We start from the raw sequence: 25,943 nt of genomic DNA, 5'->3' as shown, positions 1-25,943 counted from the left end.
CCCGAGATGGAGTCAGCTCTCCTTCGAGCGCGCGTAATGCCGGGACGCCTTCGCGCGGTTGCCGCACGCGGCCATCGAGCACCAGCGGCGGGTGCCGTTCCGGGACGTGTCGAAGAAGTGCAGGATGCAGGTGCCGCCGGCGCAGGTGCGGATGCGCTCCGGGGCCCGGGTGATCAGCTCCAGGTAGTTCCGGGCGGCGAGCCAGGCGGGCGCCCACGACGGATCGGCGAACTCCGGCTCCTCGGCGGGGCCGTCGGGGGTCAGCCGGGCCCGGATCCGCCCGTGCTCCAGTACGGCGTCCACCAGCGGCGCGGCCTGGGCCGGTGTCCCGTCCACCGCCGCCTTGAGCGCCTCGCGCGCCTCGCGCAGATGCTCCAGCACCTCCGCGTCGGCCGCGTGGTCCCCGGCCAGTCCGTTGCTCGCGAGCCACACCGCCAGGCCCTCGGTGCCGTCGAGCAGGTCCTGGGTGACGCCTTCCCGGTTCCACCGGGTGTTGAGCAGGTCGAGCGCGAGGGGCTCGCCGGTGAGCGGGCGGGGGTCGCGGGCGATGGGCATCGGGCACTCCTTCTCGGCTAACCGCTCAAGAGTACGTGACCGGTTGACGATCCCGCATCTAACTGTCTAACTTAGATAACAACGGTTAGGTATCTCGAAGGGAAGAGCCATGACCCCGCGCATCGCGCACACCGGCCTGAACGTCACCGACCTCGACCGCTCGCTCGCCTTCTACCGCGACCTCCTCGGCTTCGCCGTGCTCGCGGAGGGCAAGGAGGACGACCGGCGCTGGGCGATGCTGGGGGAGGCCGGCGGCGCCCCGCTCGTCACCCTCTGGCAGCAGGCGCAGGGCTCGTACGACAGCGGTCGCGCCGGGCTGCACCACCTCGCCTTCACGGTCGACTCGATCGACCGCGTCCGGGAGTACGAGACCGCGCTGCGGGCCGCCGGAGTGGACTTCGCCCACGACGGCGTGGTCGCCCACCGCGAGGGCGCGGCCTCGGGAGGGATCTTCTTCCACGACCCGGACGGCATCCGCCTGGAGATCGCCGCCCCCCTCGGCGCCGACGGCGCCCCGGCTCCCCACTCGGACGCCCCGACCTGCGGTTTCTTCTAACCATGAGCATCTATCACGCGGGCTCGCTCGCCGTGCAGGAACTGCTGGGCGTCCGCGACCGCGCCGAGCATGTGGGTCGCTCCCTCGGCCAGGACATCAAGCCGGTCGCGGCGGCCTTCCTTCAGCTCCAGCCCCTGCTGGTGGTGGGGGCGGCGGACCCGGCAACGGACAGGGTGTGGGCATCGGCGCTCACGGGCGCACCCGGGTTCGTCCGGGCGACGGGCCCGCGGCAGATGTCGGTGGTCACCGGACGGCGGTCGTGCAGCCGACCCGAAGGGGTGCAGGGCACTGCGCGAGCAACCACAGACAGCCGGCACCCGGACGACGACCCTCTCGCAACGGCCCTCAAAACCCCCGGCACCCGTATCGGCACCATCGCCCTGGACCCCCGGACCCGCCGCCGCATGCGCCTCAACGGCCGGCTGAGACCGACACCCCGCGGCTTCGCCGTAGAGGCCGACCAGGTCTTCTCCAACTGCCCGAAGTACATCCAGCGCAGGAGCTCGTACGAGACACTCGCCGACCGGGAGCCGGCCGGCACCCGGAGGCTGGCCGAACTAGACCCGCGGGCGATGGAGTTCATCCGCTCGGCCGACACCTTCTTCCTGGCCACCGCCCACCCCGGCGGAGCCGACGTCAGCCACCGCGGCGGCAACCCCGGTTTCGTCCAGGTCACCTCGCCACGCCAACTGACCTGGCCCGACTACCCCGGCAACGCCATGTTCCTCACCCTCGGCAACCTGCGCGCCGATCCCAGCGCCGGGCTGCTGTTCCTCGACTGGACCACCGGCACGACCCTCCAGCTCACCGGAGAGGCCCGCGCCGAGTTCACGGCGGCCGGCGAGCGCGACGTCCGCTTCACCCTCACCGAGGCCCGCTGGGCCCCGGCCGCCCTTCCGCTGCGGTGGTCGGCACCGGAATACTCACCGGCGAATCCCGACATCGCGCGTTAACGTCCGTCCATGCGACGGAACTTGAGGGTGGCGGCCTACGCCGTGTGCGTGCGCGACGGACAGATCCTGCTGGCCCGCTCACCCGGGCCCGACGGGACTCCCGAGTGGGTGCTGCCTGGTGGCGGCATGGAGCACGGCGAGGACCCGTGCGACACCGTCCGCCGCGAGGTCATGGAGGAGACCGGTTACCGCATCGAGGTGACCGGTCTCCTCGGCGTGGACTCGCACCGGCTGACCCTGCGCCGGCGCCGCCACCACCGTCGTCGTACCGACCACCACGCCCTGCGCCTGGTGTACGAAGGAGAGGTCGTCGGCGGTGAACTCCGGTACGAGACCGGCGGATCCACTGATTTCGCGGCATGGCGGGACCTTTCGGCCGTACCGGACCTGAACCGGGTGCGCCTGGTCGACACCGCGCTGCGGCTCTGGCGGGAGCGCCCCGCGAACGGGCATCTCACCGCCGAGACCCCTCCCGTACCCCAGCAGATGAACGAGGAGTAACCGCCCCCCGGCCGCCCGAAAGCCACTCCATGACCGCGACCGGTACCCCGTGATCCACGTACGGTGATCGGCGCTGCGCGTTGCCGCCGCGTTCACGCGCAGGTCATCCCCGGTGCCAACGATCCAGAGCGAGCGGGTTGTTCGCGCGAGCGACGACCCGCGACCACTGCCGACGCGTTCGCACTCGGGGAGATCGCGCCAATGTCGCGCATACGCTCTGTCGCCGCCTCCGCCCTGGAGGTCAACCGCCGTACCGTCCTCGCCGCCGCCGGAGCGGTCTCGCTCTCCGCGGGCGTCGGCTACGCCCTCCGCCCCACCGACAGCCAGGCCGCCACCACCGCCGCGGCGCCGGTCGCCCACTCCCGGCAGGCCCCCGCGGCGGCCCCGCTCGTCCCCTACACCAAGGGCACGACCCTCGCCTCCGTGGCCGCGCCGCTGGGCAGCTCCGGCTACCGCAGGCTCGGCGACGGCCCGGGCTGGGGCCGGGTGGTGCGCAGCGAGCTGGCCACGCCCAAGTCCGGCCGGGCGGGACGCCGTACGACCCTCGCCGCGTTCGTGCAGTTCACCGACCTGCACCTGCAGGACGTCCAGCACCCGCTGCGGCTGGAGTACCTGCGCTCCCACGACGTGCACGCCTGGCGTCCGCACGAGGCGCTGACCGTGCCCGGCGCCGTCTCGCTGGTCGAGCGGGTGAACGCGCTGCGGGGCGCCCCCGTCACCGGTGCCCCGCTCCACTTCGTCATGACCACCGGCGACAACACCGACAACAACGCCCACTCCGAACTGGAGTGGTTCATGAAGGTGATGAGCGGTGGGCGCATCACCCCGAACTCCGGTGACGCCAAGCACTACGAGGGCGTGCAGAACAGCGGTCTGAAGCTGTACTGGCAGCCCGACTCCGCCCTCCGCGACGGCGACAAGGCGCTCGGCTTCCCGCAGCTCAAGGGCTTCCTGGCCGCCGCGATCCGCGAGGTGCAGAGCCCCGGCCTGAAGCTGCCCTGGTTCTCGACCGTCGGCAACCACGACGCCCTCCCGCTCGGCTGCTACGGCTCCCACGGCGACCCCTACCTCGCCGAGGCGGCCATCGGCGGCAAGAAGCTGTTCAGCGTCTCCGCCGCCGACGCCCAGAAGCTCCAGGACGCCATCAAGAACGCAAAGGACCCCAAGGGCACCGGCTACCGGGACTTCCTCAAGGCCCACGCCCGCTCGATGCGTTCGGTCACGCCGGACGAGAAGCGCGCCCCCTACACCCAGGCCGACTACCTCAAGGCCCACCTCGACCCGGCCTACCAGGGGCACGGTCCGGCCGGACACGGCTACTCCTCGGCGAACCTCGACGCGGGCACCCAGTACTACGCCTTCCGCATCTCCGACGACGTCATCGGCATCAGCCTCGACACCACCGACGCCGGCGGCCACTACGAGGGCTCCATCGGCACCGCCCAGCTGAACTGGCTGGACAAGACGCTGAAGGACAACAAGGACTCCTACGCCGTCGTTTTCAGCCACCACACCAGCAAGACGATGGACAACACCCGCCCCGACCCGGCCCGCCCCGGGGAGAAGCGGCACAGCGGCGCCGAGGTGATCTCGCTGCTGTCCGCCCACGCGGGCGTCCTGGCCTGGGTGAACGGACACATCCACAAGAACGTCATCACCCCGCACCAGGCCTCCGGCGGCCGCTCCTTCTGGGAGATCTCCACCGCCTCGCACGTCGACTACCCCCACCTGGCCCGGATCATCGAGCTGGTGGACAACAAGGACGGCACGATCTCCCTGTTCACCACCCTGATCGAGTCCGCGGCCCCGCACCGCACCGACTTCGCCGACCTCTCCCAGACCGGCCTCGCCGCCCTCTACCGCGAGCTGGCCTTCAACGCCCCCGGCGCCAACAAGACCCTCGCGGGCACCGCGGCCGACCGGAACACGGAGCTGGTGCTGAAGAAGGGCTGAAAGTCACTCAACCGGCCTAACAGTGAGCAACCTTCGCGTATCCGACGCCGGTTTCTTCCCCCGACCGCACCGCACAGCTCAGGTTGGGGGAAGACATGCGCGTACGCACGACCCTGGTGGCCGCCACGGCCGTACTCCTCTCGGCAGCCCTGGCGTCTCCGGCCGCGGCCGAGGCCGAGGGCCACGGGCACGCCGCCACCCGCAAGGCCGTCGAGGCCGCGGTCCGGGCCGGCGTGCCCGGGGTGACCGCCACCGCGAAGGACGCCCACGGCACCTGGTCCACCACCGCCGGCGTGGGCGACCTGCGCACGGGCACGCCGCGCTCCACCGCCGACCGTTACCGCGTCGGCAGCATCACCAAGACCTTCGTCGCCACCGTCCTGCTCCAGCTGGAGGCGGAGGGCCGGCTGTCGCTGGACGACACGGTGGACAAGTGGCTGCCGGGCGTCGTCCGCGGGCACGGACACGACGGGCGGCACATCACCGTGCGGCAGCTGCTGAACCACACCAGCGGCATCTACAACTACACCGAGGACGAGGACTTCGGTCGCGCCTACTTCACCGAGAAGGGCTTCTCCCGGCACCGCTACGACACGCTCGCCCCGCGCGAACTGGTCGCCGTCGCCATGCGCCACAAGCCGGACTTCGCGCCGGGCACGTCCTGGAACTACTCCAACACCAACTACGTGTTGGCCGGCATGGTGATCCAGAAGGTGACGGGACACTCGTACGCCACCGAGATCACCCGGCGCGTCATCCACCCGCTGCACCTGAGGGCCACCTCCCTGCCCGGGACGAAGGTCACCGTCCCGCACCCGAGCAGCCGGGCCTACTCGAAATTCACCGACCCGTCGGGTCCGGCGTACGACGTGACGGCCCTGAATCCGTCCCTGGCCTCAGCGGCCGGTGAAATGATCTCGAATTCCGCCGATCTCGACCGCTTCTACGGTGCCCTGCTCGGCGGAAAGATCCTTCCACCGCACCAGCTGAAGGAAATGAAGACCACGGTCGGGATCAAGGGCTCCCCCTCGCCGGGGCGCTATGGCCTCGGCCTCATGGAAACCCCGCTGAGCTGCGGCGTTCAGGTGTGGGGCCACGACGGCGGCATTCACGGCTCGACCTCGACGGCGATCACGACCCAGGACGGCCGGCATTCCCTCGCCCTCAATTTCAACGGGGACTGGGCGGGCGAGGGGCGCGCGGTGGCCGAAGCAGAATTCTGTTAGCCACCGTTTCATCCACGTCATTCCGTGTTAACGCGGACGCAATCTCCGTACCGCCTCATATCGGCTATCCCGCTTTGGACGGGGATGGCTCGATCTTCTCGATCATTTATGCAAGGCGGGGTGGTCGCGTGCGCACGAGGCACGGACTGCGAGTGCTGTCGGTCTACGAGGGCTTCTTCTCCGGAGGAGCCCGGATCGTGCACAGCGACGTCGTACTGGGACTGGCCGAGGGCGGCCAGTCCCACCAGGTACTCAGCATCCATGGCGAGGTCCATCGCGAGGCCACCAGGCAGCGCATGGAGGACGACCACTGCTACCGGTCGCTGACCGCCGGCGGGGTCGGTGTCACCTCGCTCGGCCGCAGCGCGGGCCTGGTGGACGGCTCGCTCGCGGCGAACGTTTTCAGCGGGCCCGAGCTGGCCGAAACGGCTCGGTCGATGGCCGGGGCGGATGTGATCCTCTCCCTGAAAGAGCAGCCGCTGGCCCTGCTCAACCAGGGCGGCCTGCCCCGCCGCCCGGTCGTGGTCTGCCTGCACCGCTCCGACCCGGAGAACCAGGGACCCGCGCTTCAGGAGCTGAAGGCCGCCATCGCCGACGGCACGGTGGCCGCGTGCGTGTGCTGCGCCGAGTCCACCCGGGCCGCCTACGAGGCCGCGGGCATCCCGGGCCGGCTGCTGCATGTCATCCCCAACGGCGTCGACCTGCTCCGCTTCCGCCCGGACCCGGCCGCACGGCTCGCCCTGCGCGCCTCCCTCGGGATCGCGGACCGGGCGCCGGTGGTCGTCTTCGCGGCCCGGTACGCCGCGATGAAGAACGTCCCCCTGCTGCTCCGGGCGGCCCGCGCCTGGCTGGCCCGGGAGGGCGGCGGGCACGTGCTGATGTGCGGCGCGGGGATGACCCCGGGCAACGCCGGGCTGCGCGCGGACCTCGCCGACGCCTTCGCGGACGCGCCGTCCCTGACCGACCGCGTCCACCTGCTCGGCGTACGGCACGACATGCCGGCCGTGTACGCCGCCGCCGACGTCGTCGCCCTGACCTCGGTCTCCGGCGAGGCGGCGCCGCTGTGCCTGATCGAGGGCATGATGTGCGGCGCGGTCCCGGTGACGACCGACGTCGGCGACAGCGCGTCGATCGTCGAAGGCCTCGGCTTCGTCACCCCTCCGGACCCGGGCGCGATCGCGCTGGCCTGGTCCGCCGCGGCCGCCGGCCGTACGGACCTGGCCCCGGCCCTGGAGGCCGCCCGCGAGCGCTTCAGCCGCACCCGCATGATCGCGGCCTACGCCACCCTGCTCGACGAGGTGTACGCCTCACACGTCGGTGGGCAGCGGGTCGTGGCGCAGCACGCTGTAGGCGACGCCGTCGCGCCACCGGCCGTCCCGGAAGACGATGCCCCGCAGTACGCCCTCGCGGGTGAACCCGGCCTTCTCCAGGGCCCGCTGCTCGGCGATGTTCTCGGCCTCGGTGTCGGCCTCGACACGCATCACGGGGGTGTGGGCGAAGAGGTAGCGGACGAGCTGTAGCTGGGCCCGGGTGCCGATGCCCCGGCCGCGAGCCTCGGGCAGCAGCTGGGCGCCCATGTTCCAGCAGTAGGTGGAGGCCGAGACGACGACCTTCCGCCAGGCGACGAACCCCAGCGGCTCGGTTCCGGCCGCGACGATCAGCTGGCCGCCGTCCTCACCGAGCAGCCGGTTCTCCGTCCAGCGCTGCCGGAACCGCCGCGGGTCGGCGTACCCGTACCACTGGAAGGGCCCCGCCGTCTCGGGCTCGCTCAGGAAGCGTTCCAGCAGGGGCAGATCGTCCTCACGGACGGGCCGCAGGGACACGGGTTCAGCGGGCATGGAGGACTTCTGCCCCTGGCACGGATGCGCCAATCCGGGCCAGGTGGGGTTCAGGAGGCCCGGTCGAGGACCGGGAGATAGCCGAGGTTCTGCCCCGGAGCCGTGGGGTGGTACGACTCGGTGGGGGCCAGCACGTCGACGCTGTGCAGCCAGGGGCTGCGGGAGCAGATCTCGTGGCCGGCGAAGGCGGCCCTGACGTCGGCGAAGGTGAACCCGTGGGCGGCGGCGCGGCGGGCGATCACCGCGTCGAGGTGGTCCACACCGTCGTTGATGGCGGCGCGCGCGCTGTCCTGGAGGCCGATTTCGCAGACGCCTCTGAGGTGGTACAGGTGCGGATAGCCGAGCACCACGACGCGGGCGGCGGGAGCCCGGTCCCTGATGGCCGAGTAGAGCCGGTCCAGGCTGTCCCCGAGGGACCTGTCCATGCCGGCGCGGGCGCCGGCGACGGCCGACAGGCAGCGGCTGGTGCCGCCCAGTGCGCAGGTGGTCATGACGCCGACGAAGCCAGCGTCGCTGCCGCCGACGGTGAGGGTGACCAGCCTGGTGCCGGCGCCGAGCGTGCCGAGCTGGCCGGACAGGACGTCGCTCGTCCGGGCGTGGTTGCACGCGGCGAAGGCGAAGGCCGTCACCTTGTGCGCCGAGGCCCACAGGACCGGGTACGCCCGGCTGCTGCGCCTGCAGTCCGTGCCGGTGGGCAGGTAGTCGCCGGCACCGAGTCCGGCGGAGTAGGAGTCACCGAGGGCCACGTACCCCGGGCCCGCTTCGAGCGGCGCCGCCTGTGCCGTCCCGGGGGCGGCGACGAGGCAGGCGGCGGCGAGCAGGAGGGCCGACGAGCACGCGGCTGTCCGGGTCTGTCGCATACTTCTCATCTTTCGTGGTCCGGACGGCGCCGCCCGCGAGGCTCCTCCGTTCGGGTGAGAACGCGGAGTCACCCGGGACGGGGACCACGGGTCCGTCACTACCGGGGAAGCACCACGACGTACTCGGCCGGATCACGGTCCGCCGAGGCCATCAGGGCCGTACGGACCACCGCCGCCTGCTGCTCCATCGCGTCCCTGAGCTTCTTCGGCGTGAGGTACACCACCGTGATCCCGAGGCGTTCCAGGTGCTCCCGCTTGCGGGCGTACTCCGACGACAGCGCGTCGTCGTCCCGCCGATGGCCCTGCCGGGGCGCCCGGGTGTCCAGCTCCACCGCCACCGCCTGCTCGGGCCAGTACGCGTCCAGGCCGCCGAGGTGCGGGCCGCCGGGCAGCCGCAGGTCGACGTTCCAGACCGGGTCGGGCAGACCGTACTCGCCGACCATCCGGTACAGGCGGTCCTCGGCGATCGAACGGCCCTCCGCCACGAGCGAGTCCACCGCGTCCACCACGTGCGGGCGGTTCAGCAGCTTCGCCTGGGTCAACTCCCGTACGACGGCGGCCGGTTCGCAGTGGCCGCCGCGCACCGCCTCGGTCAGCAGCCGCCGTACCGCATCCGCGTCCGTCAGCTCCGCCACCGCGTCCGCGAGCGCCCGCGGCACCGGCGCCACCGGCAGGCCCGTCACCGCGTCGGGCGTGGGCGGGGCGGGGGTGCGCAGGACGCGGACATAGCCCGAGGAGCGCAGCCGGCGCAGGCGGGGGACCAGGACGTCGACGTGGTCCAGGGAAAGCAGCGGCGGGGTGGCGGAGAAGCCGTGGAGGGTGAGGGCCGCGAGGCCCGTGATCATCGCGTCGGCGTAGACGGTGCGGTGGGGCTCCTCGGCCGTCGGCTGGGCCGGGACGCCGGGCGCGGACTCGCGGGCCGCGTACAGCAGCGCCCCGTGCAGACGCTCCTCGCTCGTCGGGGGGCCGGGGTGGAGCAGAACCACGTTCGGCAGCAGCTGCTGCCAGGGCCCGCCGGGTCGGCACTGCTCGGTCAGGTCGGCAGCCGTCACGCCGTGGGCGCGGAGCTGAGTCGTCGTCAGGACGCGGCGGTGGACCTGGGAGAGGTGACGGAGAGGGCGGGGGGAGAGCGGGGTGTTGTGCGTCATGGCGTCGGGATTCCCGCGCCCGGTCCCACCCTTAACCGCTGTTACACGGTCGTCGAGAAATGCGGACAAGCCAGTACTAAAGGTCAGGTGTTCGGGTGCCGAGTAGGGACGGGAAACCCCTGGTCCGATCGGGTGCGGACCAGGGGTTACGGGTCACATTGACCGAATTCCGTAACGGTCACCGGCGGCCCAAGCTCAGGCCAAAGGTCAGGCGCCGGCCGCCGCCGTGTCGCACTCCTGTGCGCGCAGCGCCCGCGCCAGGTCGTCCCGCGCCTCCAGTACCAGCCGGCGCAGCGCCGGCGCCGCGTCCGGGTGCGCCCGCAGCCACGCGTCCGTCGCCTCGAGCGTCTCCGGCCGGTCCTGCAGCGCCGGGAACAGGCCCCGTACGACGTCCATGCCGATCTGGATCGACCGCTCCCGCCACACCCGCTCGATCGCCGCGAAGTACTTCTGCGCGTACGGCGCCGTCAGCTCCCGCTGCGAGGGCTGGCCGAAGCCCGCGATCGTCGCCTCCACCAGCGCGTTCGACAGCACGTCGGACTCCACCACCTGCGCCCACGCCTGCGCCTTGACCGCCGCCGACGGGCGGGCCGCGAGGCAGCGGACCTGGTGGCGCCTGCCGGACGCCGTGTCGTCGCGGGCCAGTTCGGCCGCCAGCACGGACTCGTCGGCCACCCCGTGCGCCGCCAGCGGCTCCAGGAACGCCCAGCGCAGCTCCTGGTCCACCTCCAGGCCGTCGATGGTCTCCGCGCCGTCCAGCAGGCGCTTCAGCAGGGCGAGGTCCGTCTCGCCGGACGCGACCGTGGCGAAGAAACGCGCCCACGCCAGTTGGTGCTCGCTGCCGGGCTCGGCCGCCTCCAGCTCCCGCAGCGCGCCCTCGGCCAGCAGCTCACCGCCGGCCGCCCGCCACTCGGGCGCCGCATAGTGCACCAGCGCCGAGTTCGCCCACGCGTGCAGCATCTGCAGCACCCCGATGTCGGACTCGCGGCCCGCGAAGCGCAGCACCAGAGCGACGAAGTCCCGCGCCGGCAGCAGCGCGTCCCGGGTCATGTTCCACAGCGCCGACCAGCACAGCGCACGGGCCAGCGGGTCGGTCAGCGCGCCCAGGTGCTCCACAAGCGTCGCCAGCGAGGTGTCGTCGAAGCGGATCTTGCAGTACGTCAGGTCGTCGTCGTTGACCAGGACCAGATCCGGGGCCTCGGCGCCCGCCAGGTCCGCGACGACCGTGCGCGGGCCCTCCACATCCGTCTCCACGCGCGCGTACCGCTCCAGCGCGCCCTCGGGCGTGCGCCGGTACAGGCCCACCGCGATCCGGTGCGGGCGCTCCTCCGGATGCGACTCCGGCGCCTCCTGCACCACCGCCAGCTCGGCCACCCGGCCCTCCGCGTCCAGCAGCACCTGCGGCGTCAGCGCGTTGACCCCGGCCGTCTGCAGCCACGAACGCGCCCACGCCGACATGTCCCGGCCGCTGGTCTCGCCCAGCGCCGACAGCAGGTCGCCGAGGCGGGTGTTGCCGTACGCGTGCCGCTTGAAGTAGCGCCGCGCGCCCTCCAGGAACGCGTCCTGGCCGACGTACGCCACCAGCTGCTTGAGCACCGAGGCGCCCTTGGCGTAGGTGATGCCGTCGAAGTTCAGCTTGGCGTCCTCCAGGTCACGGATGTCCGCCGTGATCGGATGCGTCGACGGCAGCTGGTCCGCGCGGTACGCCCAGGCCTTGCGGCGGTTGGCGAAGGTGATCCAGGCGTCCTTGAAGCGGGTCGCGCCCACGTTCGCGAACGTGCCCATGAAGTCCGCGAAGGACTCCTTCAGCCACAGGTCGTCCCACCACTCCATGGTGACCAGGTCGCCGAACCACATGTGCGCCATCTCGTGCAGGACGACGTTGGCCCGCGCCTCGTACGACGCCTGCGTCACCTTGCCGCGGAAGATGTACTCCTCGCGGAAGGTCACCAGGCCCGGGTTCTCCATCGCGCCCAGGTTGTACTCGGGCACGAACGCCTGGTCGTACTTCCCGAACGGGTACGGGTAGTCGAAGTGGTCGTGGAAGAAGTCCAGGCCCTGCTTGGTGACCAGGAAGACGTCGTCCGCGTCGAAGTGCGGGGCGAGCCCCTTGCGGCACATCGCGCCGAGCGGGATCTCCAGCTTGGTCCCGTCATCGAACACCCGCTCGTAGGAATCCGTCACATAGTGGTACGGCCCCGCCACCACGCACGTGATGTACGTCGAGATCGGCTTGGTCTCCGCGAACCGCCAGACCCCGTCGGCCCGTTCGCCCGCGCCGTTGCTCCACACCGTCCAGCCCTCCGGCGCCCGCACCTCGAAACGGTAGGGCGCCTTGAGGTCCGGCTGCTCGAAGTTGACGAAGACGCGGCGGGCGTCGGCCGGCTCGTACTGGGTGTAGAGGTAGACCTCGCCGTCCTCGGGGTCGACGAAGCGGTGCATGCCCTCACCGGTACGGGAGTAGGCGCACTGCGCGTCCACCACCAGCTCGTTCTCCGCCGCCAGGTCCTCCAGCAGGATCCGCGAGCCGTCGAAGACCTGGCCCGCGTCCAGGTCACGGCCGTTGAGCGACACCGAGGTCACGCTCGGCGCGATCAGATCGGCGAAGCTGGACGCGCCCGGCTCGTTGCAGCGGAAGCGGATCGTGGTCACCGAGCGGAACGTGCGCGGCTCGCCTTCGCCGCCGCCGACCGCGGACCTGAGGTCCAGGGACACCTCGTACCCGTCTACGGACAGCAGGGCGGCCCGCTCCCGGGCCTCGTCGCGGGACAGATTCTCACCGGGCACGGACGGCACTCCCTTGTGATCGCGTGGATGAGGCTGAACAGGACCGATCCTGCCATGTGCCCCTGACAGGGGGCAGCAGGGAATCAGCGGGGAATGCGGGGCGCGAGGACGTCGTTGGGCTTGAAAAGACCTTTTCGCTGAGGAGAACCATGTCCGAGACCGCGAGCTCGACCGCGCCCGGCAAGACCCCCGTCGACTTCTGGTTCGACCCGCTGTGCCCCTGGGCCTGGATGACCTCCCGCTGGGTGCTGGAGGTGGAGAAGGTCCGCGACATCGAGGTCCGCTGGCACATCATGAGCCTCGCGGTCCTCAACGAGAACAGGCTCGACGAGCTGCCCGAGGAGTACCGGGAGATGCTCGCGACCAAGGCCTGGCAGCCGGTCCGCGTGGTCACCGCGGCCTGGCAGAAGCACGGCGACGACATCCTCGGCCCGCTGTACACCGCGCTCGGCACCCGCATCCACAACAACGGCGAGGGCCCGACCCTGGAGGCGGTCGCCGGCGCCCTCGCGGACGTCGGCCTGCCCGCCGACCTCATCGACTACGCCGAGCAGCAGGACTTCGAGTACGACGCCGAGCTGCGCGCCTCCCACAAGGAGGGCATCGAGAAGGTCGGCCAGGACGTCGGCACCCCCGTCATCGCGGTGCCCGGTCCCGACGGCGAGCAGATCGCCTTCTTCGGCCCGGTCGTCACGCCCGCCCCGAAGGGCGAGGAGGCGGCCCGCCTGTGGGACGGCACGATCGCCGTGGCCTCGGTGCCGGGCTTCTACGAGATCAAGCGCACCAGGACGCAGGGGCCGGACTTCAGCAACCTGTGAGCCCCGGCAGGTGCAGGGCCCGGTGCCGCTCAGCGCCGGGCCCTTTGCCGTGCCCGCGCCAGCAGCTCCAGGTGTTCCCCGTACCCCTTGGCGTAGTACGCCGCCCGGTCCGGGTCCGGCTCGATGACGCGGGCCGGCTCGGTCCAGGCCGCGGTGTCCAGCGGGACCCCGTACCGCTCGGCCGCCGCCAGCACCGCGCCCCGCGCGCCGACCTCGCCCTCCATCACCCTGAGCGGCCGGCCACCGCGCCCGGCGGCAGCAGCGCGAGCTCACGGGCGCCGAGCAGGCCACGGGTCTGTGCCGTCAGCCGGGCGTGCAGGGTGACGACCTGGGAGCGGCGCAGCAGTTCGTCCAGCGAGTCCAGGCGCAGCCCGTGCACCTCGCCGCGCACGTAGGGGTCGTGCACCATCACCCGCGCCCCGAAGGCGCACAGCACCCGCGCGACCCGGCTGCCCACCGCGCCGTATCCGACGATCCCGACGGGCAGGTCCTCCAGCTCGACACCGCTGTGCTCGTACGTGTAGTACGCGGATCCGCCCCAACTCCCTTGATCGGCGAGGAGATTGTGGGCCTGCGGGATGCGGCGCAGGGCGGCGAGCAGCAGGCCGACGGTGAACTCGGCGGTGGCGGCGGCGTTGCGGCCGGGTGCGAAGCACACCCGTACGCCGTGCCGCTTCGCCGCCTCCAGGTTGACGTTCACCGGACCGCCCCGGCAGACCACGACCAGCCGCAACGCGGGGCAGGCGGCGAGGACGCGGGCGGTGACCGGGCCCATCTGGGTGACCAGCACCTCCGCGCCGTCGAGCGCCGTGATCAGCTCGTCCTCGGCGTCGCTCGCCTCGCTCACCTCGGCGACCGGCCCGAACGGCTCCAGCGGCCAGCCGAGCGTCAGCTCCCGCACCTCGCAGTCGGCCTCCCGGCCGAGGGCGGCCCTGATCAGCCGCGGCAGGACGAAGTGGTCGCCGGCGGCCGGCACACGCACGCGGGAGGTCGTCACGGGGATGCACGCTCCTTCGGATCCGCGGCGCACACCTCGTGGCGCACCTTGTGCTCGTCCAGGTCGCGCAGCGCCTCGGGCGAGGCGCCGTCGTCCACCAGCAGCAGGTCGAAGCGGGACAGCGGGGCCACCCGGTGCAGCGCGACCCGGCTCAGCTTGGTGTGGTCGACCAGCAGCACGGTGCGGGCGGCCGCGTCGAGCATCGCCCGCTTCACGGAGACGATGTGCTGCTCCTGGTGGTAGGCGTAGCCGCCGTGCACCCCCGACGTCGACAGGAAACCGACGTCCACGCGCAGCTGCTCGACCGCCTCCACACAGGACACCCCGAGGAAGGAGGAGTGCAGCGGGTCGTAGTCGCCGCCCAGCGCCATCAGATGGATGCCGCGCTGCCCGGCGAGGAGGTTGATCGCCTCCAGGAAGTTGGTGACGACCGTCAGCGGGGTGATCTCGCCGAGCCGCAGCCGGCGGGCCACCTCCAGGACGGTGGTGGAGTCGTCGAGGAGGACCGCCATGCCGGGCTCGATGTGTCGCATGGCGTGCGCGGCGAGCGCGGCCTTCTGCGGGCGCATGGTCTTCAGCCGGTACTGCACGTTCGACTCGAACACCCCGGACGGCTGCGCGGTCACCCCGCCCCGGAACTTCCTGACGATCCCCTGCCGTTCGAGCTCGTCGAGGTCCCGGTGGATGGTCATCAGGCTCACCCCGAACCGCTCGGCCAGCTCGGCCGCGGTCGCCGAGCCCTCCGCGAGGACGAGTTCGGCCATGGCCGTCTGCCGGGCCGCGGGCCCTTGCGGGGAGTGCGCGCTGCTGTTGCCCATCTTGCCTCTGTCCGCCGTCCCGGTCGCTCGGCCCGGCCGCGGTGGGGTCGGGCCGGGATGACAGGGCGAGTCGACTCGACAACAGAGGGTGTAACGGCACGGGAAGGCCGTCAATCCCTTGGGCACGGGGAAATCAAGGGGAAATCTCAGTGAGGAGTGGGAACTTCACAGGAGCGTTCGCGATGTGCGGAGGTTCGGATGGCGGTGGCGTGGCTCGGGATCGACCTCGGTACCCAAGGGGTGCGGGCACTGCTCGTGACGGCCGGCGGCACGGTCCTCGGCAGCGGTGCCGCGCCCCTGGTGCGCGGACGGCGGGACGGGATGCGGCACGAGCAGGACCCGGGGGAGTGGTGGGACGCGGTGTGCGCGGCCTGCCGGAAGGCGCTCGGCGGGGCCCGCGCGGAGGTGGCCGGGCTCGCGGTGTGCGGGACCTCCGGGACCGTGCTGCTCACGGACGACACGGGACGCCCGGCCGGCCCCGCGCTCATGTACGACGACGGGCGCGCGTCCGCCGACGCGGGCCGGCTGCGCTCGGCGGGCCTCGCCGTGCAGGACATCTGGGCCCTGCCGAAGGCGCGCTGGCTCGTCGGCCGGTACGGCGCCGGACGGATCGCGCACCAGCCGGACGTGATCACCGCACGGCTGACCGGCGGGCGTGTCCCGGCCGATTCCAGCCACGCCCTGAAGACCGCGTACGACGTGGAGCGCGAGCGCTGGCCCGACCTCACCGGGCTCCCGGCCGGCGCCCTCCCGGACGTCGTACCGCCCGGCACCCGGCTCGGCGAGGTCTGCGCGGCCGCCGCCGACGCCACCGGCATCCCCGCCGGCACCCCGGTCGTCGCGGGCATGACCGACGGCTGCGCGGCCCAGATCGCCGCCGGCGCGCTGCGCGAGGGCGCGTGGAACTCGGTGCTCGGCACGACACTGGTGCTCAAGGGCGCGTCCGCCGAGCCGGTCCGGGATCCGGCCGGCGTGGTCTACAACCACCGTGCCCCGGACGGCACCTGGCTGCCCGGCGGCGCCTCCAGCGTCGGCGCCGGCATCCTCACCGCCCGCTTCCCGGCCGCCGATCCGGCCGCCCTGGACGGCCGCGCGGCCGCGTACGAACCCTCGGGTGCCGTCGCCTACCCGCTGGTCTCACCCGGCGAACGCTTCCCCTTCCGCGCCCCGCAGGCCACCGCGCTCCTGCTCGGCGACCCGGAGTCGGACGCCGACCTGTGGGCGGCCCTCCTGCAGGGCGTGGCCTTCGCCGAGCGCCTCTGCCTGGACTACCTCCACCACCTCGGCGCCCGCGTGGACGGCCCCCTCACCTTCACCGGCGGCGCGGCCCGCAGCGCCTACTGGACCCAGTTGCGCGCGGACGTCCTGGGCCGCCCGGTCCGCGTCCCCGAGCGGCCGGAACCCGCTCTGGGCATGGCGGCGCTGGCCGCGTACGGCACGGGGGCGGGAGACCGCCTCGCCGCCGTCGCCGAGTCGATGGCCCGCGTGGGGCCGGCGGTCGAGCCGCGCCCCGGCCGCACGGCGCGGTTCGCCGAGCCGTACGCACGGCTGGTGGGGGAGCTGGAGCTGCGCGGGTGGCTGCCCAGGGAGGTGGCGGCGCACGCTCTGGCCCGGCTGGACCGGTGATCACGCGGGCATCGACTTCGGGAACGGTACGCCCGGCCTGAGGAAGAACAGGCCGGCGATGGCACCGGACTTGTCGAAGCTCACGCGGAACTCGCCGTCGCTCTTCGCCATGCGCAGGGGCACGCTCACGACGGTGAACCGGCCGGACTTGACGTCCTTGGGCTTCTGGTGCGACTTGTAGTGCCCGAACTCGTCCTGGTAGTGCGTCCACGAGTCCTTCAGGCCCTCCGGCGGCAGGTGCTTGCGCATGTCCGCGTCGAAGTGGGCGGTGGCGGCCTTGTAGTCGCCCTTGACGATGTCGTCGAGCGCCTTCAGTGCGATCGTGTCGTGCTTGGTCGCGGCCTGTGCGGAACCGGCGGCCGGCAACGGCGCGGATGCGGCCAGGGCGAGCGTGGCCGCTGCCCGGAGCAGTCGCCGCCCGCCGCCGCGTGCGATGTCTTTGTCGGACATGCGTTCATCGTGCGCCACTCGCCCGCCCCTCGCATGCCGGACGGTCACCACCAGGGCTTTCGGCCCGTGGCGAGCCCGCGGGGATACTGCTGCCCATGACCGCCGCCACCCTGCTCCTCGCCCGCCACGGACAGACCGTGTGGCATGCCGAGAACCGGTATGCCGGAGTCAGCGACGTCTCGCTCACCGACACCGGGTACGCCCAGGCCGAGGCGCTGGGAAGGTGGGCCGCCGCGCATCCGGTGGACGCCGTCTGGACCTCGCCGCTGTCCCGGGCGATCGCCACGGCCGACCCCGCCTGCCGGGCCCTGGGGCTCACCCCGCACCGGGAGGACGACCTGCGGGAGTGCGACTTCGGGGTGGTGGAGGGCCGTACGCTCGCCGAGTTCGCGGCACAGAACCCGAGGGCGGCGGACGCGTTCCGCGCCGACCCGGTGGCGCACCCCTTCCCCGGCGCCGAGGACCCCCGCGCGGCGGCCGGGCGCGGGAGCGCCGCCCTGCGCCGCGTCGCCGCCGCCCACCCCGGCGGGCGGGTCCTGGTCGTCGCCCACAACACCCTGCTGCGGCTGGTGCTGTGCTCACTGCTCGGTGTTCCGCTCGCCGAATACCGCCGCGTCTTCCCGAAGTTGCGCAACGCGGCGGTGAGCGAGATCCGGGTCGACGGCCGTCACACCGCGCTGCTCTCGCTGAACGTGCCCTGCGCATAAGGGGAACGCGTCCGGGACGAGGGTCCGGGTGGCGCCCTTCAGCGGCGGATCACGCTCCGGGACGGGGAGCTCGCAGGTGCTGACGCCGGGCCAGCTCCTCGTCGTCGACCAGGGTGAGCATGGGCTGACCCGGCTCGCACAGCATGGTGACGAGGAAACGGCTCCAGGAATCCGTCCGGTTGTTGCCGTCCTGGTAGTGGATGACATCACCGCCCGGCTCCCAGAACGCCTCACCGGCCTTGATCACCCGCTCCGGCTCGCCTTCCAGTTCGAAGAGCATCTCGCCCTCCAGCACGTAGCCGAAGGCAGGTCCCGAGTGCCAGTGCGGAGGGGTGCCGGGATCGCCGGGCGGGAACTCGACGAGAGCGGTCATCGCCTCCGCCCCTCGCGGAACGGACGGCGGCTTCGCCGACTGCAGCACGGTGAGCGCCGTCTTCCATGCTTCCGAGCGGGGCCGGCGTTCGGCGCCGCCTGCCGCTGGATCGCCGTTCGACATGGTCGGCCTCCAGGATCGGGTCAGTCGGTGGGTCGCGGGGCGCGCAGATGGGCCCGCTCCTTGAGCTCCTCCTCCTCGACCAGCGTGTACATGGGCCGGCCCGGCGCGCACATCATGACCACGACGAACGTGGACGGCGCGTCCGGCAGGGCGTTGCCGTTCTGGTAGTGGATCTTGTCACCGCCCGGCTCCCACAACGTCTCGCCGGCCTTGATCACGCGCTCCGGCTCACCCTCGAGCTCGAAGCGGATGGCGCCCTCCAGCACATAACCGAACGCCGGCCCCGAGTGGCGGTGTGGCGGCATCCCGGGGTGACCGGGAGGCCACTCGACGAGGGTGGTCATCGCCGAGGCGCCCTCGGGAATGAAGGGCGGCGTGACGTCCGCCAGCATCCTGGGTCCGAACCCGTCCTCGGAATTCGCTTCCCGCATGGTGCTGCACCTCCGTAGGCCGGCCCCGAACCGACCATCGCGAGCGGGCGGTTCCGGGCTCACACGACTTGCTTTGCAGGGAAGACAGAGCACGGCACGGTTCTGTGACAGGGGTGCGCTTTCTCCGTCGTGAAGAGCTCCGTCGCGCGGAGGGTCCCGAGACCACCGTCCCTCCTGCCCGCGGCCCGCACAATCTCGGGAGCCGGGCCCGGCGCAGGGCGACGGAAAGGCCCCCGCGTGTCGCACGCGGGGGCCTTCTCGACGTGGGGGTGTCAGCGCTTGGCGCGGACCCGCTGCCAGAGGTAGCCCACGGCCGCCAGGAACAGGGTCATCCCGCCGGTGGAGCAGAGCTGGACGCGGGTGTCCGGCTCGCGGGCCATCAGGACGAAGATCGCGACCATGCCGGCCAGCGCGACCCAGGTCAGCCACGGGAACGCCCACATGCGCACGACCAGCTTCTCGGGGGCCTCGCGCTCGATACGGCGGCGCAGCAGCAGCTGGGAGGCCGCGATGAAGATCCAGACGACCAGGATGACCGCGCCGATCATGTTCAGCAGCCACGGGAAGACGTCGTTCGGGCGCCAGTAGCTGAGCAGCACGCACACGAACCCGAAGAAGCAGGAGGTGAGGACCGCGATCCGGGGGACCCCGCCGGACAGCTTGACCAGCGCCTTCGGGCCCTGGCCGCGCTCGACCAGGGAGTGGGCGATGCGTGAGGAGCCGTAGATGTTGGCGTTCATCGCGGACAGCAGGGCGACCAGCACGACCACGTTCATCAGCTGGCCCGCGCCGGGGATGCCGAGGTGGTCGAGCGTGGCGACGTACGGGCCCTTTTCCAGGACCTCGCTGGAGTTCCAGGGGACCAGGGTGACGACGACCGCCATCGAGCCGATGTAGAACAGGGCGATGCGCCACATGGCCGTGCGGACGGCGGACGCCACACCCTTGACCGGGTTCTCGGACTCGGCGGCCGCGATGGTGACCGTCTCCAGGCCGCCGTAGGCGAAGACGGAGGCGAGCAGGCCGACCAGCAGACCCTGGTTGCCGTGCGGCATGAAGTCGCCGAGGTTGGCGGCGCCGGGGGAGTGGGTGCCGGGGAGCACACCGGCGATGGCCAGCACACCGAGGATCAGGAACAGGCTGATCGCGCCGACCTTCAGCGCGGCGAACCAGAACTCGAACTCGCCGAAGTTCTTCACGGCGGCCAGGTTCGCCCCGCAGAACACCACCATGAACAGGGCCACCCACATCCACTGCGGGGTGCCCGGCAGCCAGCCCTGGACGATGTGCGCGGCGCCGATGCCCTCCAGGCCGACGGCCGTGCACAGCAGCACCCAGAAGGACCAGCCGGCGGCGAAGCCCGCCCAGGGGCCGATCGCCCGCTCGGCGTGCGCGGAGAAGGAGCCCGAGGACGGGTAGGCGGCCGACATCTCGCCCAGCATCCGCATCACCAGCATCACCAGCAGGCCGGAGAGCGCGTAGGCGATGACGATGGACGGACCGGCGGCGGCGATGCCCGCGCCGGAGCCGACGAACAGACCTGCGCCGATCACCCCGCCCAGGGCGATCATCGACAGATGGCGCTGCTTGAGGCCGTGGGAGAGGGAGGCACCGCCCTCCTGTTGCTGGGGCGGTGTCCCGGTGGTCGTGCTGGTGGGCATGGGTGCGGCTCTCCCGTGCAATGGGCGGGCAAAAACGCCGCCAGTCTGGGCGGCCCGTCCGCTCAGACGAAGGGGCCGCCCAGTATCCGGACACCCTCTGTGCGGAGGGTGAGGATCCGGTTACGCCGCCGCGAGCACCGGCGTGTAGTGCGAGGCGTCGCCCTCGATCGAGTAGCTCTCCTTGCCCTCGAGGCCGACCGGGACGTCACCGGCGACGGTCACCCGGTGCAGCCGGCGCGGCCGTCCGTCGTAGTTGTCGATGGCGTAGTGCTGGGTGATCCGGTTGTCGAAGAGGACGAGTTCGTTCTCCGCCCAGCGGTGGCGCAGGATGTTCTCCGGACGGGTGACGTACGCCTGGAGCAGGTCGAGGATCTTGCGGGACTCGCCGACGGACAGGCCCACGATCCGCTGCGCGAACCCGCCGACGAACAGCCCGCGCTCTCCGGTCAGGGGGTGGACCCGGACCACCGGGTGGGCGGTGCGGTACGTGATGGAGGTGAACTGGGCGCGCTGTGCCGCCTTCTCCTCGTCGACCTCCTCGTCCGGCACGGCGTAGTCGTAGTCGTTGGTGTGCTCGGCCCACAGGGTGTCGGCGAGGCGGCGCAGCGGCTCGGGCAGGTCCCGGTAGGCGGCGGCCGCGTTGGCGATCAGAGTCTCGCCGCCGTACGGCGGCACGGTGATCGAGCGCAGGGTGCTGGCCTGCGGCGGGTTCAGGACGAAGGTGACGTCGGTGTGCCAGTGGTTGGCGCGGCCCCGCTCGCTGTCCACGGGCAGCACGTTCGGGGCGCCGTCGACCGCGCCGACCGTCGGGTGCGCGGTGGTCAGATCACCGAAGTGGCGGGCGAAGGCCTGCTGGCCGGCATCGTCCAGACCGCCCGCCTCGAAGACGAGAGCCTTGTGGACGTTCAGGGCCTCGCGGATCGCGGCGACCTCTTCCGGGGCGAGGGGCTTGGTGATGTCGACGCCGGAGACACGGGCGCCGATGCGTGCGGTGACCTTGGTGATGTCGAGGGACATGTGCGGGTCCTTTCAGACGAGGGCTGCGGTGTGCTGTTTGGCGGGACGGGGAAGGCCGTAGCGCTCCCGGAGGGTCTGGCGTGGGCCGTACTCGAGGACCCGGTCGGCGAGCACGATCGCCTCGTCCGCGGGGTGCCTGCGGCGCGGTGGCGGGTCGGGCCGGTGGTGGGTGTGGTGGGTCATCCGTGGTTCTCCGTGACGCCGAGTGCGGTCAGGAGTCGTTCGCGGTGTTCGCTCAGGACCGGGTCGCGGTGGGAGCGTGGGTGAGGGTGGTCGATGGTCAGGTCGAGGCCGATGCGGCCCTGGTCCAGGACGAGGACCCGGTCGGCGAGCACGATCGCCTCGTCCACGTCGTGGGTGACCAGCAGCACGGACGGCCGGTGGCGTTGCCACAGGTCGCGCAGCAGGTTGTGCATCCTGATGCGGGTCAGTGCGTCCAGCGCTCCGAACGGCTCGTCGGCGAGCAGGAGTTCGGGCTCGCGGACCAGGGAGCGGGCGAGCGCGGCCCGCTGGGCCTCGCCGCCGGACAGTTCGCCCGGCCAGGCGCGCTCACGGCCCTTCAGACCGACCTCTTCCAGCGCGGCCCGGCCGTGCTCCTCGGCGTCCCTGCCGTCCGTGCCGAGCAGGACGTTGTCCAGTACCCGGCGCCACGGCAGCAGCCGTGAGTCCTGGAAGACGACCGAGATCCGCTCGGGGGCGGTGAGCTGTCCGCCGCCCGCGACCTCGTGGTCGAGTCCGGCGATGGCCCGCAGCAAGGTGCTCTTGCCCGAGCCGCTGTGCCCGAGCAAGGCCGTGAACTGGCCGGCGGGCAGGTCGAGGTCGATGCCGTCGAGGACCGTACGGCCCTGGAACGACCGGGTCAGGCCGCGCAGCCGGACGGCGGGGCGGGTCAGCTGCTCAGTGTGCGGCGCCACGACAGCACCCTCCGTTCGATGAGACGGACCACGCTGTCGGAGACCAGGCCGAAGACGCCGTAGATCAGCAGGCCGACCAGGATGACGTCGGTCTGGCCGTAGTTCTGCGCCTGGAACATCATGTAGCCGAGGCCGCTGGTGGCGTTGATCTGCTCCAGCACCACCAGGGCCAGCCACGAGCTCGTCACACCGAGCCGGAGACCCACGAAGAATCCGGGCAGTGCGCCGGGGATCACCACCTGGCGGATGAAGGTGAGCCGCGACAGACCCTGGACCTCGGCGAGTTCGACGTACCGGCCGTCGATGCCGGACAGCGCGGCATGCGTGTTCAGATAGATCGGTATGTAGACGACGATCGCGATGATCGCGATCTTGAAGGTCTCCCCGATGCCCAGCCAGAGGATGAACAGCGGGATCAGGCCGAGGGTCGGGATCGCCCGGTTGAACTGCACGGTCCCGTCGATCAGCGCCTCCCCGGCCCGGCTGAGCCCGGCGGCGAGCGCGAGCAGCACGCCCGCGGCCAGACCGATCGCGAAGCCGTACCCGGCCCGCCGCAGCGAGGTCAGGATGTCGGTGGGCAGGGTGCCGGCGGTCCACAGATGACCGGCCGTCCGCACGACCGTCCAGGGCGCGGGAACGGCACCCGTGTCGAGCGCTCCGGCGGTGGACGCGGCGGTCCACAGGGCGAGGAGCACGAGCGGGCCGATCAGCCGGGCGGCGGGCAGCCGGCGGCCGGGGGAGAGGCGCCTCGGCCCGCGGACCCGGGGAACCTTCCCGGCCCCCGTCGCCGCAACGGCGGTCGTCGTCGTGGTCACGGCGGTCATTTCCGGTACTCCTCGGGTACGGCCTTGGCGGCGATCGACTCGAAGCGGTGGTCGAAGAGCGAGGAGACGTCGAACTTCTTCACGAACCCGCCCTCGGCGAGCAGATCGGCCGTCTCCTGTTCCCATGTGATCGCCTCGTCCCACGCGGGCGGGAACAGCGGCTTGTTGGCGAGCCGGGCGATGCCCCGCGCCTGCTCCAGGGTCAGGTTCTGCGTCTTGACGTAGAACTCCTCGTTCCACACGTCCGGGTGCTCGTACTGCCACACCTGGCCCTGGGCCCACTGCGGGATGTAGGCGGCGATCGCGGCGGCCTTCGCGGGGTCGTTCAGCACGGACTGCGGCGCCCACAGCAGGTTGAGCAGGTCGACGACATCGGTGGGGATGGTGCGGGCGCCTTTCGCCTCGTACTGCTTCAGATACGCGGGGGCCTGGCTGTTGGCGAGCGGGGCCACGTCGACCTGCCCGGACTGCAGGGCGGTGAGGAACTGGTTGCTGGTCAGCGGGACCAGCTTCACCTCGTCGTACGCGAGGCCCGCCTTCTTCAGTGCCCGTAGCAGGACGACGCCCTGGGCCTGGCCCTGGGAGAAGGCGAGCCGCTTGCCCTTGAAGTCGTCGACGGTGTGGACGTCGCTGCCGGGCTTGGTGGCGAAGAGGTAGTTGGGCTTGCGGGTGAGGTCGATCGCCACGATCTTCGCGTCGAAGCCCTGGTAGTGCGCCTGGATCGGCGGGATGCCCGCGTTGTTGGCGAGGTCCAGGGACCCCGCGCGGAAGGCGTTGATGACGTCCGGGCCCGCCCCGATGTTCAGCCAACTCGACACGGTGAACGGCAGCTTGGGCAGCTTCGCCAGCCGGAACTGCAACTGCTGCTGGCCCTGGTAGGAGGCGATCTTCAGGCTGGTGCCCGCCGGGACCTTGTCCGTGAGCGGCTTGGCCGCGGCGCCGGCGGTGTCGGCAGAGGCAGCCCCCTTGGCGCAGCCGGCCAGGCCCGTCACGGCGGCGGACGCGCCCAGCAGGGAGGTGAGAAAGAGACGACGGTGCATGGGAGGCTCTCCAGACGAAAAAAGCGGAGAAAGGCAGACGGAATTCCGGGTGAGGAAATACCGGAGAAGAAAGAACTCACGCAGACGGAAACACGCGCTTCATGCGCGGCAACGTGTCAGCAACAGAGGGTGCGACAGCTCGTGAGCGGGTTCATGACCAGCATGTTCCCGGCCACGAACACTCCCTGTCAACATTCCGAGTTTCTGAATTAAATAGCCTCAGCTGGCACGCCCAGCGGATCACGGAACACCACGTCGAGGGCCACCGAACCGCCCGCCACCGCCAGCACCGAATCCGGGAAACTCGTCGGTTCCACCGCCGTGGACCGGTTCTTTCCGGCCGCTTCCCTGAGCGCGCTCAGGCAGTCCTCGAAGTGGATGACACCCACCTCGGTCACCACGACCGTCTCCGGATTGAGCACGTCCAGCAGCAGCCCGGCCGCCCGCCCGGTCGTCCGGGACCGCTCGACCAGCAGCCGCCGGGCCACCGCGTCCCCGGCCGCCGCCGCGGCCACCACCCGCATCGGGTTGGCCGCACCGGTCACCCCCGCCGCCCTGGCCCGCCGGCACAACGTCCGCTCGCTCAGCTCGACCTGGAGGCAGCCGGTACGGCCGCACGGGCAGGGCTCGGTGCCGCCCGGCACCGGCAGATGCGCGATCGCCCCGGCCGCCGAACGCGGTCCGTGGTGCACCTCGTCATGGGTGGCGAAAGCCGCGTCGACCACATTGCCCACGAACAGATGCAGCACGCTCGCGCTGCCGCGGGCCCGCCCGAACAGCCGCTCCCCGTTCACCAGCGCCCGCGCGTGCCCGTCCACATGGACCGGCAGCCCGGTGCGGGTGCCGAGCAGCTCCCGCACCGGCACCTCGCGCCAGCCCAGCAGCTCGTGCTCGACCACGCTGCCGGTCTCCCGGTCCACCCAGCCGCCGACGGCCACCCCGACCCCCAGCGGCCGGCGGCCCGGCGCCCCGGCGAGCAGCCCGGCGAGTCCCTCGGCGGCCCGCGCCAGTACCCAGCCGGGATCGGTCCGTTCGTGCTTCAGCTCACGCCGGGCCACCACCCGGCCGCGCAGATCCAGCAGAGCGACGGTCGTGTACGGCACGGCCACGTGCACCCCGCCGACCAGGAACCCCGTGTCGTCCAGGTCGACGGGGACGTGCGGCCGGCCGACCCCGCCCGAGCGGCGCGGCTGTGCGGACTCCCGGATCAGTCCGAGTTCGGCGAGCCGGGCACAGTGCTCGGTCACCGACGCGGGCGACAGCCCGGTGAGCCGGGCGATGGTGCTGCGCGCCACCGGCCCGTGCTCCAGCACGGACCGCAGCACGACACTGGCGCTGGTGCGCCGCCGGTCGCTGTCGGCGGCACGCGGAACGGGCGAGACAAGGGTGGGTACCGCGGTACGGGGCATGGAGGACCGTCCTCGGGAAACGGGGCCGACACGTCTCGGAACTCCGGGAGCAGAGGCGTGCCGGGTGGTCCGCCCCTACTCCGGGCGGCGACAGGTGGCCGTGCCCTGGCGTCGCAGGTCGACATAGCGACGCGAGGTGAAGTTCCGGGCCTGGGCAACCATGGCTGGAAGAGTAGGGCAGGAAAGGTGAATCCGACCAGATGACCAGGATTCATTTGGTGAGACTCCACAGTCCCCTCGGAATCCCGCCGAGTGAGCCACGCGTCCCCGCCTCAGTGACCAGTCTCACGCCCTGATCGGTGTAGCCCGCACTCTTTGTTCGAAGCCCACCAAGCTGTCGTTCCGCCCTTTGTCGAGC

General features: G+C 71.8%; 25 protein-coding genes and 2 pseudogenes. 9 read left to right on the top strand and 18 right to left on the bottom strand.

From position 1 onward, the window contains the following. Positions 1–12: 12 nt before the first annotated feature. Positions 13–555 carry a CGNR zinc finger domain-containing protein gene (locus tag ACIBJF_RS20330; protein WP_399175343.1) on the bottom strand — a complete coding sequence of 181 codons (543 nt, stop codon included), beginning with the start codon at positions 553–555 and terminating at the stop codon, positions 13–15. A 109-nt stretch (positions 556–664) separates the two neighbouring features. On the opposite strand from ACIBJF_RS20330, the gene ACIBJF_RS20325 reads away from it, so the two are divergent. The 6 genes from ACIBJF_RS20325 to ACIBJF_RS20300 all read left to right on the top strand — a co-directional run bounded on the left by ACIBJF_RS20325 (position 665) and on the right by ACIBJF_RS20300 (position 7,264). Continuing rightward, the gene (locus ACIBJF_RS20325) at positions 665–1,111 is read left to right on the top strand and encodes a VOC family protein (RefSeq protein WP_399175341.1); all 447 of its coding nucleotides are present in this window, start codon (positions 665–667) and stop codon (positions 1,109–1,111) included. A gap of 2 nt (positions 1,112–1,113) precedes the next feature. Beyond that, positions 1,114–2,064, top strand: a complete 951-nt coding sequence (locus tag ACIBJF_RS20320) for a pyridoxamine 5'-phosphate oxidase family protein (protein WP_399175339.1) — start codon at positions 1,114–1,116, stop codon at positions 2,062–2,064. A gap of 9 nt (positions 2,065–2,073) precedes the next feature. Further along, positions 2,074–2,565 (top strand): NUDIX hydrolase, encoded by a 492-nt coding sequence (locus ACIBJF_RS20315; RefSeq protein ID WP_399175337.1) that lies wholly within the window; start codon positions 2,074–2,076, stop codon positions 2,563–2,565. A 201-nt stretch (positions 2,566–2,766) separates the two neighbouring features. After that, on the top strand, positions 2,767–4,518 hold the full coding sequence (locus ACIBJF_RS20310) for a TIGR03767 family metallophosphoesterase (protein ID WP_399175336.1): 1,752 nt from the start codon (positions 2,767–2,769) through the stop codon (positions 4,516–4,518). A 95-nt stretch (positions 4,519–4,613) separates the two neighbouring features. Further along, positions 4,614–5,744 carry a serine hydrolase domain-containing protein gene (locus ACIBJF_RS20305; protein ID WP_399175334.1) on the top strand — a complete coding sequence of 377 codons (1,131 nt, stop codon included), beginning with the start codon at positions 4,614–4,616 and terminating at the stop codon, positions 5,742–5,744. A gap of 152 nt (positions 5,745–5,896) precedes the next feature. Next, positions 5,897–7,264: a glycosyltransferase gene (locus ACIBJF_RS20300; RefSeq protein WP_399175440.1), complete on the top strand. Its 1,368-nt coding sequence runs from the start codon at positions 5,897–5,899 to the stop codon at positions 7,262–7,264. On the opposite strand, the pseudogene ACIBJF_RS20295 reads toward ACIBJF_RS20300, so the two are convergent. From ACIBJF_RS20295 to pepN, 4 genes and pseudogenes are all read right to left on the bottom strand, one after another. After that, a pseudogene (locus ACIBJF_RS20295) lies at positions 7,214–7,582 on the bottom strand (GNAT family N-acetyltransferase); the annotation flags it as partial. The gene ACIBJF_RS20300 and the pseudogene ACIBJF_RS20295 sit on opposite strands and share 51 nt — an antisense overlap. 50 nt (positions 7,583–7,632) lie before the next feature. Beyond that, positions 7,633–8,442 (bottom strand): SGNH/GDSL hydrolase family protein, encoded by an 810-nt coding sequence (locus ACIBJF_RS20290; protein ID WP_399175333.1) that lies wholly within the window; start codon positions 8,440–8,442, stop codon positions 7,633–7,635. 98 nt (positions 8,443–8,540) lie between these two features. Further along, entirely contained in the window at positions 8,541–9,590 is a 1,050-nt protein-coding gene (locus ACIBJF_RS20285; RefSeq protein WP_399175331.1) for a hypothetical protein, read from the bottom strand. A gap of 207 nt (positions 9,591–9,797) precedes the next feature. After that, positions 9,798–12,377, bottom strand: coding sequence for an aminopeptidase N (gene pepN / locus ACIBJF_RS20280; protein ID WP_399175330.1), 2,580 nt, complete (start codon positions 12,375–12,377; stop codon positions 9,798–9,800). Between the two features lie 149 nt (positions 12,378–12,526). Here pepN and ACIBJF_RS20275 point away from each other — a divergent pair, with 149 nt between their 5' ends. After that, positions 12,527–13,195: a DsbA family protein gene (locus tag ACIBJF_RS20275; protein WP_399175328.1), complete on the top strand. Its 669-nt coding sequence runs from the start codon at positions 12,527–12,529 to the stop codon at positions 13,193–13,195. A gap of 29 nt (positions 13,196–13,224) precedes the next feature. Here ACIBJF_RS20275 and ACIBJF_RS20270 read toward each other — a convergent pair whose 3' ends face one another. The 3 genes and pseudogenes from ACIBJF_RS20270 to ACIBJF_RS20260 form a co-directional block, all read right to left on the bottom strand. Beyond that, positions 13,225–13,419: a hypothetical protein gene (locus ACIBJF_RS20270; RefSeq protein WP_399175326.1), complete on the bottom strand. Its 195-nt coding sequence runs from the start codon at positions 13,417–13,419 to the stop codon at positions 13,225–13,227. Positions 13,420–13,436: 17 nt separating this feature from the next. Continuing rightward, positions 13,437–14,177, bottom strand: a pseudogene (locus ACIBJF_RS20265) (NAD(P)-dependent oxidoreductase); the annotation flags it as partial. An 11-nt stretch (positions 14,178–14,188) separates the two neighbouring features. Further along, positions 14,189–15,010, bottom strand: coding sequence for a DeoR/GlpR family DNA-binding transcription regulator (locus ACIBJF_RS20260; RefSeq protein WP_399175324.1), 822 nt, complete (start codon positions 15,008–15,010; stop codon positions 14,189–14,191). Between the two features lie 198 nt (positions 15,011–15,208). Here ACIBJF_RS20260 and ACIBJF_RS20255 point away from each other — a divergent pair, with 198 nt between their 5' ends. Next, positions 15,209–16,636, top strand: a complete 1,428-nt coding sequence (locus tag ACIBJF_RS20255; RefSeq protein WP_399175322.1) for an FGGY-family carbohydrate kinase — start codon at positions 15,209–15,211, stop codon at positions 16,634–16,636. On the opposite strand, the gene ACIBJF_RS20250 is transcribed toward ACIBJF_RS20255, so the two are convergent. Beyond that, entirely contained in the window at positions 16,637–17,086 is a 450-nt protein-coding gene (locus ACIBJF_RS20250; protein WP_399175320.1) for a DUF3887 domain-containing protein, read from the bottom strand. It lies immediately after the preceding gene. A gap of 95 nt (positions 17,087–17,181) precedes the next feature. On the opposite strand from ACIBJF_RS20250, the gene ACIBJF_RS20245 reads away from it, so the two are divergent. Further along, positions 17,182–17,793, top strand: a complete 612-nt coding sequence (locus ACIBJF_RS20245) for a histidine phosphatase family protein (protein WP_399175318.1) — start codon at positions 17,182–17,184, stop codon at positions 17,791–17,793. Between the two features lie 49 nt (positions 17,794–17,842). Here the strand turns inward: ACIBJF_RS20245 and ACIBJF_RS20240 are convergent, their stop codons facing one another. From ACIBJF_RS20240 to ACIBJF_RS20200, 9 genes are all read right to left on the bottom strand, one after another. Beyond that, positions 17,843–18,289, bottom strand: a complete 447-nt coding sequence (locus ACIBJF_RS20240; protein WP_399175316.1) for a cupin domain-containing protein — start codon at positions 18,287–18,289, stop codon at positions 17,843–17,845. Between the two features lie 20 nt (positions 18,290–18,309). Beyond that, positions 18,310–18,720 carry a cupin domain-containing protein gene (locus tag ACIBJF_RS20235; protein WP_399175314.1) on the bottom strand — a complete coding sequence of 137 codons (411 nt, stop codon included), beginning with the start codon at positions 18,718–18,720 and terminating at the stop codon, positions 18,310–18,312. A gap of 272 nt (positions 18,721–18,992) precedes the next feature. Further along, positions 18,993–20,381 carry an amino acid permease gene (locus tag ACIBJF_RS20230; protein WP_399175312.1) on the bottom strand — a complete coding sequence of 463 codons (1,389 nt, stop codon included), beginning with the start codon at positions 20,379–20,381 and terminating at the stop codon, positions 18,993–18,995. Between the two features lie 120 nt (positions 20,382–20,501). Then, positions 20,502–21,398: a TauD/TfdA dioxygenase family protein gene (locus tag ACIBJF_RS20225; protein ID WP_399175311.1), complete on the bottom strand. Its 897-nt coding sequence runs from the start codon at positions 21,396–21,398 to the stop codon at positions 20,502–20,504. Between the two features lie 12 nt (positions 21,399–21,410). Next, the gene (locus tag ACIBJF_RS20220; protein WP_399175310.1) at positions 21,411–21,581 is read right to left on the bottom strand and encodes a hypothetical protein; all 171 of its coding nucleotides are present in this window, start codon (positions 21,579–21,581) and stop codon (positions 21,411–21,413) included. Beyond that, positions 21,578–22,312, bottom strand: a complete 735-nt coding sequence (locus ACIBJF_RS20215) for an ABC transporter ATP-binding protein (protein ID WP_399175309.1) — start codon at positions 22,310–22,312, stop codon at positions 21,578–21,580. Before ACIBJF_RS20215 ends, ACIBJF_RS20220 begins: the two co-directional genes overlap by 4 nt. Beyond that, a complete protein-coding gene (locus ACIBJF_RS20210; protein ID WP_399175308.1) occupies positions 22,288–23,136 on the bottom strand; it encodes an ABC transporter permease in 849 nt (282 codons plus the stop codon). Before ACIBJF_RS20210 ends, ACIBJF_RS20215 begins: the two co-directional genes overlap by 25 nt. Beyond that, positions 23,133–24,176: an ABC transporter substrate-binding protein gene (locus tag ACIBJF_RS20205; RefSeq protein ID WP_399175306.1), complete on the bottom strand. Its 1,044-nt coding sequence runs from the start codon at positions 24,174–24,176 to the stop codon at positions 23,133–23,135. The genes ACIBJF_RS20210 and ACIBJF_RS20205 overlap by 4 nt, the downstream gene beginning before the upstream one ends. Before the next feature lie 209 nt (positions 24,177–24,385). After that, complete coding sequence (locus ACIBJF_RS20200) at positions 24,386–25,585, bottom strand: ROK family protein (protein WP_399175304.1); 1,200 nt, start codon at positions 25,583–25,585, stop codon at positions 24,386–24,388. Positions 25,586–25,943 lie beyond the last annotated feature (358 nt).

It is taken from the genome of Streptomyces sp. NPDC050743 (assembly GCF_044456925.1).
GTDB lineage: Bacteria > Actinomycetota > Actinomycetes > Streptomycetales > Streptomycetaceae > Streptomyces.
The sequence above is the reverse complement of the archived record's forward strand: the minus strand, read 5'-3'. Positions and strand labels throughout refer to the sequence as shown.

Excerpts from the sequence above, each read along its gene's own strand:
- ACIBJF_RS20205 (WP_399175306.1), bottom strand. The coding sequence starts at position 24,176 with ATGCACCGTCGTCTCTTTCTCACCTCCCTGCTGGGCGCGTCCGCCGCC.
- ACIBJF_RS20330 (WP_399175343.1), bottom strand. The coding sequence starts at position 555 with ATGCCCATCGCCCGCGACCCCCGCCCGCTCACCGGCGAGCCCCTCGCG.
- ACIBJF_RS20210 (WP_399175308.1), bottom strand. The coding sequence starts at position 23,136 with ATGACCGCCGTGACCACGACGACGACCGCCGTTGCGGCGACGGGGGCC.
- ACIBJF_RS20230 (WP_399175312.1), bottom strand. The coding sequence starts at position 20,381 with ATGCCCACCAGCACGACCACCGGGACACCGCCCCAGCAACAGGAGGGC.
- ACIBJF_RS20255 (WP_399175322.1), top strand. The coding sequence starts at position 15,209 with ATGGCGGTGGCGTGGCTCGGGATCGACCTCGGTACCCAAGGGGTGCGG.
- ACIBJF_RS20225 (WP_399175311.1), bottom strand. The coding sequence starts at position 21,398 with ATGTCCCTCGACATCACCAAGGTCACCGCACGCATCGGCGCCCGTGTC.
- ACIBJF_RS20200 (WP_399175304.1), bottom strand. The coding sequence starts at position 25,585 with ATGCCCCGTACCGCGGTACCCACCCTTGTCTCGCCCGTTCCGCGTGCC.
- ACIBJF_RS20240 (WP_399175316.1), bottom strand. The coding sequence starts at position 18,289 with ATGTCGAACGGCGATCCAGCGGCAGGCGGCGCCGAACGCCGGCCCCGC.
- ACIBJF_RS20320 (WP_399175339.1), top strand. The coding sequence starts at position 1,114 with ATGAGCATCTATCACGCGGGCTCGCTCGCCGTGCAGGAACTGCTGGGC.
- ACIBJF_RS20285 (WP_399175331.1), bottom strand. The coding sequence starts at position 9,590 with ATGACGCACAACACCCCGCTCTCCCCCCGCCCTCTCCGTCACCTCTCC.
- ACIBJF_RS20310 (WP_399175336.1), top strand. The coding sequence starts at position 2,767 with ATGTCGCGCATACGCTCTGTCGCCGCCTCCGCCCTGGAGGTCAACCGC.
- ACIBJF_RS20245 (WP_399175318.1), top strand. The coding sequence starts at position 17,182 with ATGACCGCCGCCACCCTGCTCCTCGCCCGCCACGGACAGACCGTGTGG.
- ACIBJF_RS20260 (WP_399175324.1), bottom strand. The coding sequence starts at position 15,010 with ATGGGCAACAGCAGCGCGCACTCCCCGCAAGGGCCCGCGGCCCGGCAG.
- ACIBJF_RS20325 (WP_399175341.1), top strand. The coding sequence starts at position 665 with ATGACCCCGCGCATCGCGCACACCGGCCTGAACGTCACCGACCTCGAC.
- ACIBJF_RS20305 (WP_399175334.1), top strand. The coding sequence starts at position 4,614 with ATGCGCGTACGCACGACCCTGGTGGCCGCCACGGCCGTACTCCTCTCG.
- ACIBJF_RS20235 (WP_399175314.1), bottom strand. The coding sequence starts at position 18,720 with ATGCGGGAAGCGAATTCCGAGGACGGGTTCGGACCCAGGATGCTGGCG.
- ACIBJF_RS20315 (WP_399175337.1), top strand. The coding sequence starts at position 2,074 with ATGCGACGGAACTTGAGGGTGGCGGCCTACGCCGTGTGCGTGCGCGAC.
- ACIBJF_RS20220 (WP_399175310.1), bottom strand. The coding sequence starts at position 21,581 with ATGACCCACCACACCCACCACCGGCCCGACCCGCCACCGCGCCGCAGG.
- ACIBJF_RS20290 (WP_399175333.1), bottom strand. The coding sequence starts at position 8,442 with ATGCGACAGACCCGGACAGCCGCGTGCTCGTCGGCCCTCCTGCTCGCC.
- ACIBJF_RS20250 (WP_399175320.1), bottom strand. The coding sequence starts at position 17,086 with ATGTCCGACAAAGACATCGCACGCGGCGGCGGGCGGCGACTGCTCCGG.
- ACIBJF_RS20270 (WP_399175326.1), bottom strand. The coding sequence starts at position 13,419 with ATGGAGGGCGAGGTCGGCGCGCGGGGCGCGGTGCTGGCGGCGGCCGAG.
- ACIBJF_RS20275 (WP_399175328.1), top strand. The coding sequence starts at position 12,527 with ATGTCCGAGACCGCGAGCTCGACCGCGCCCGGCAAGACCCCCGTCGAC.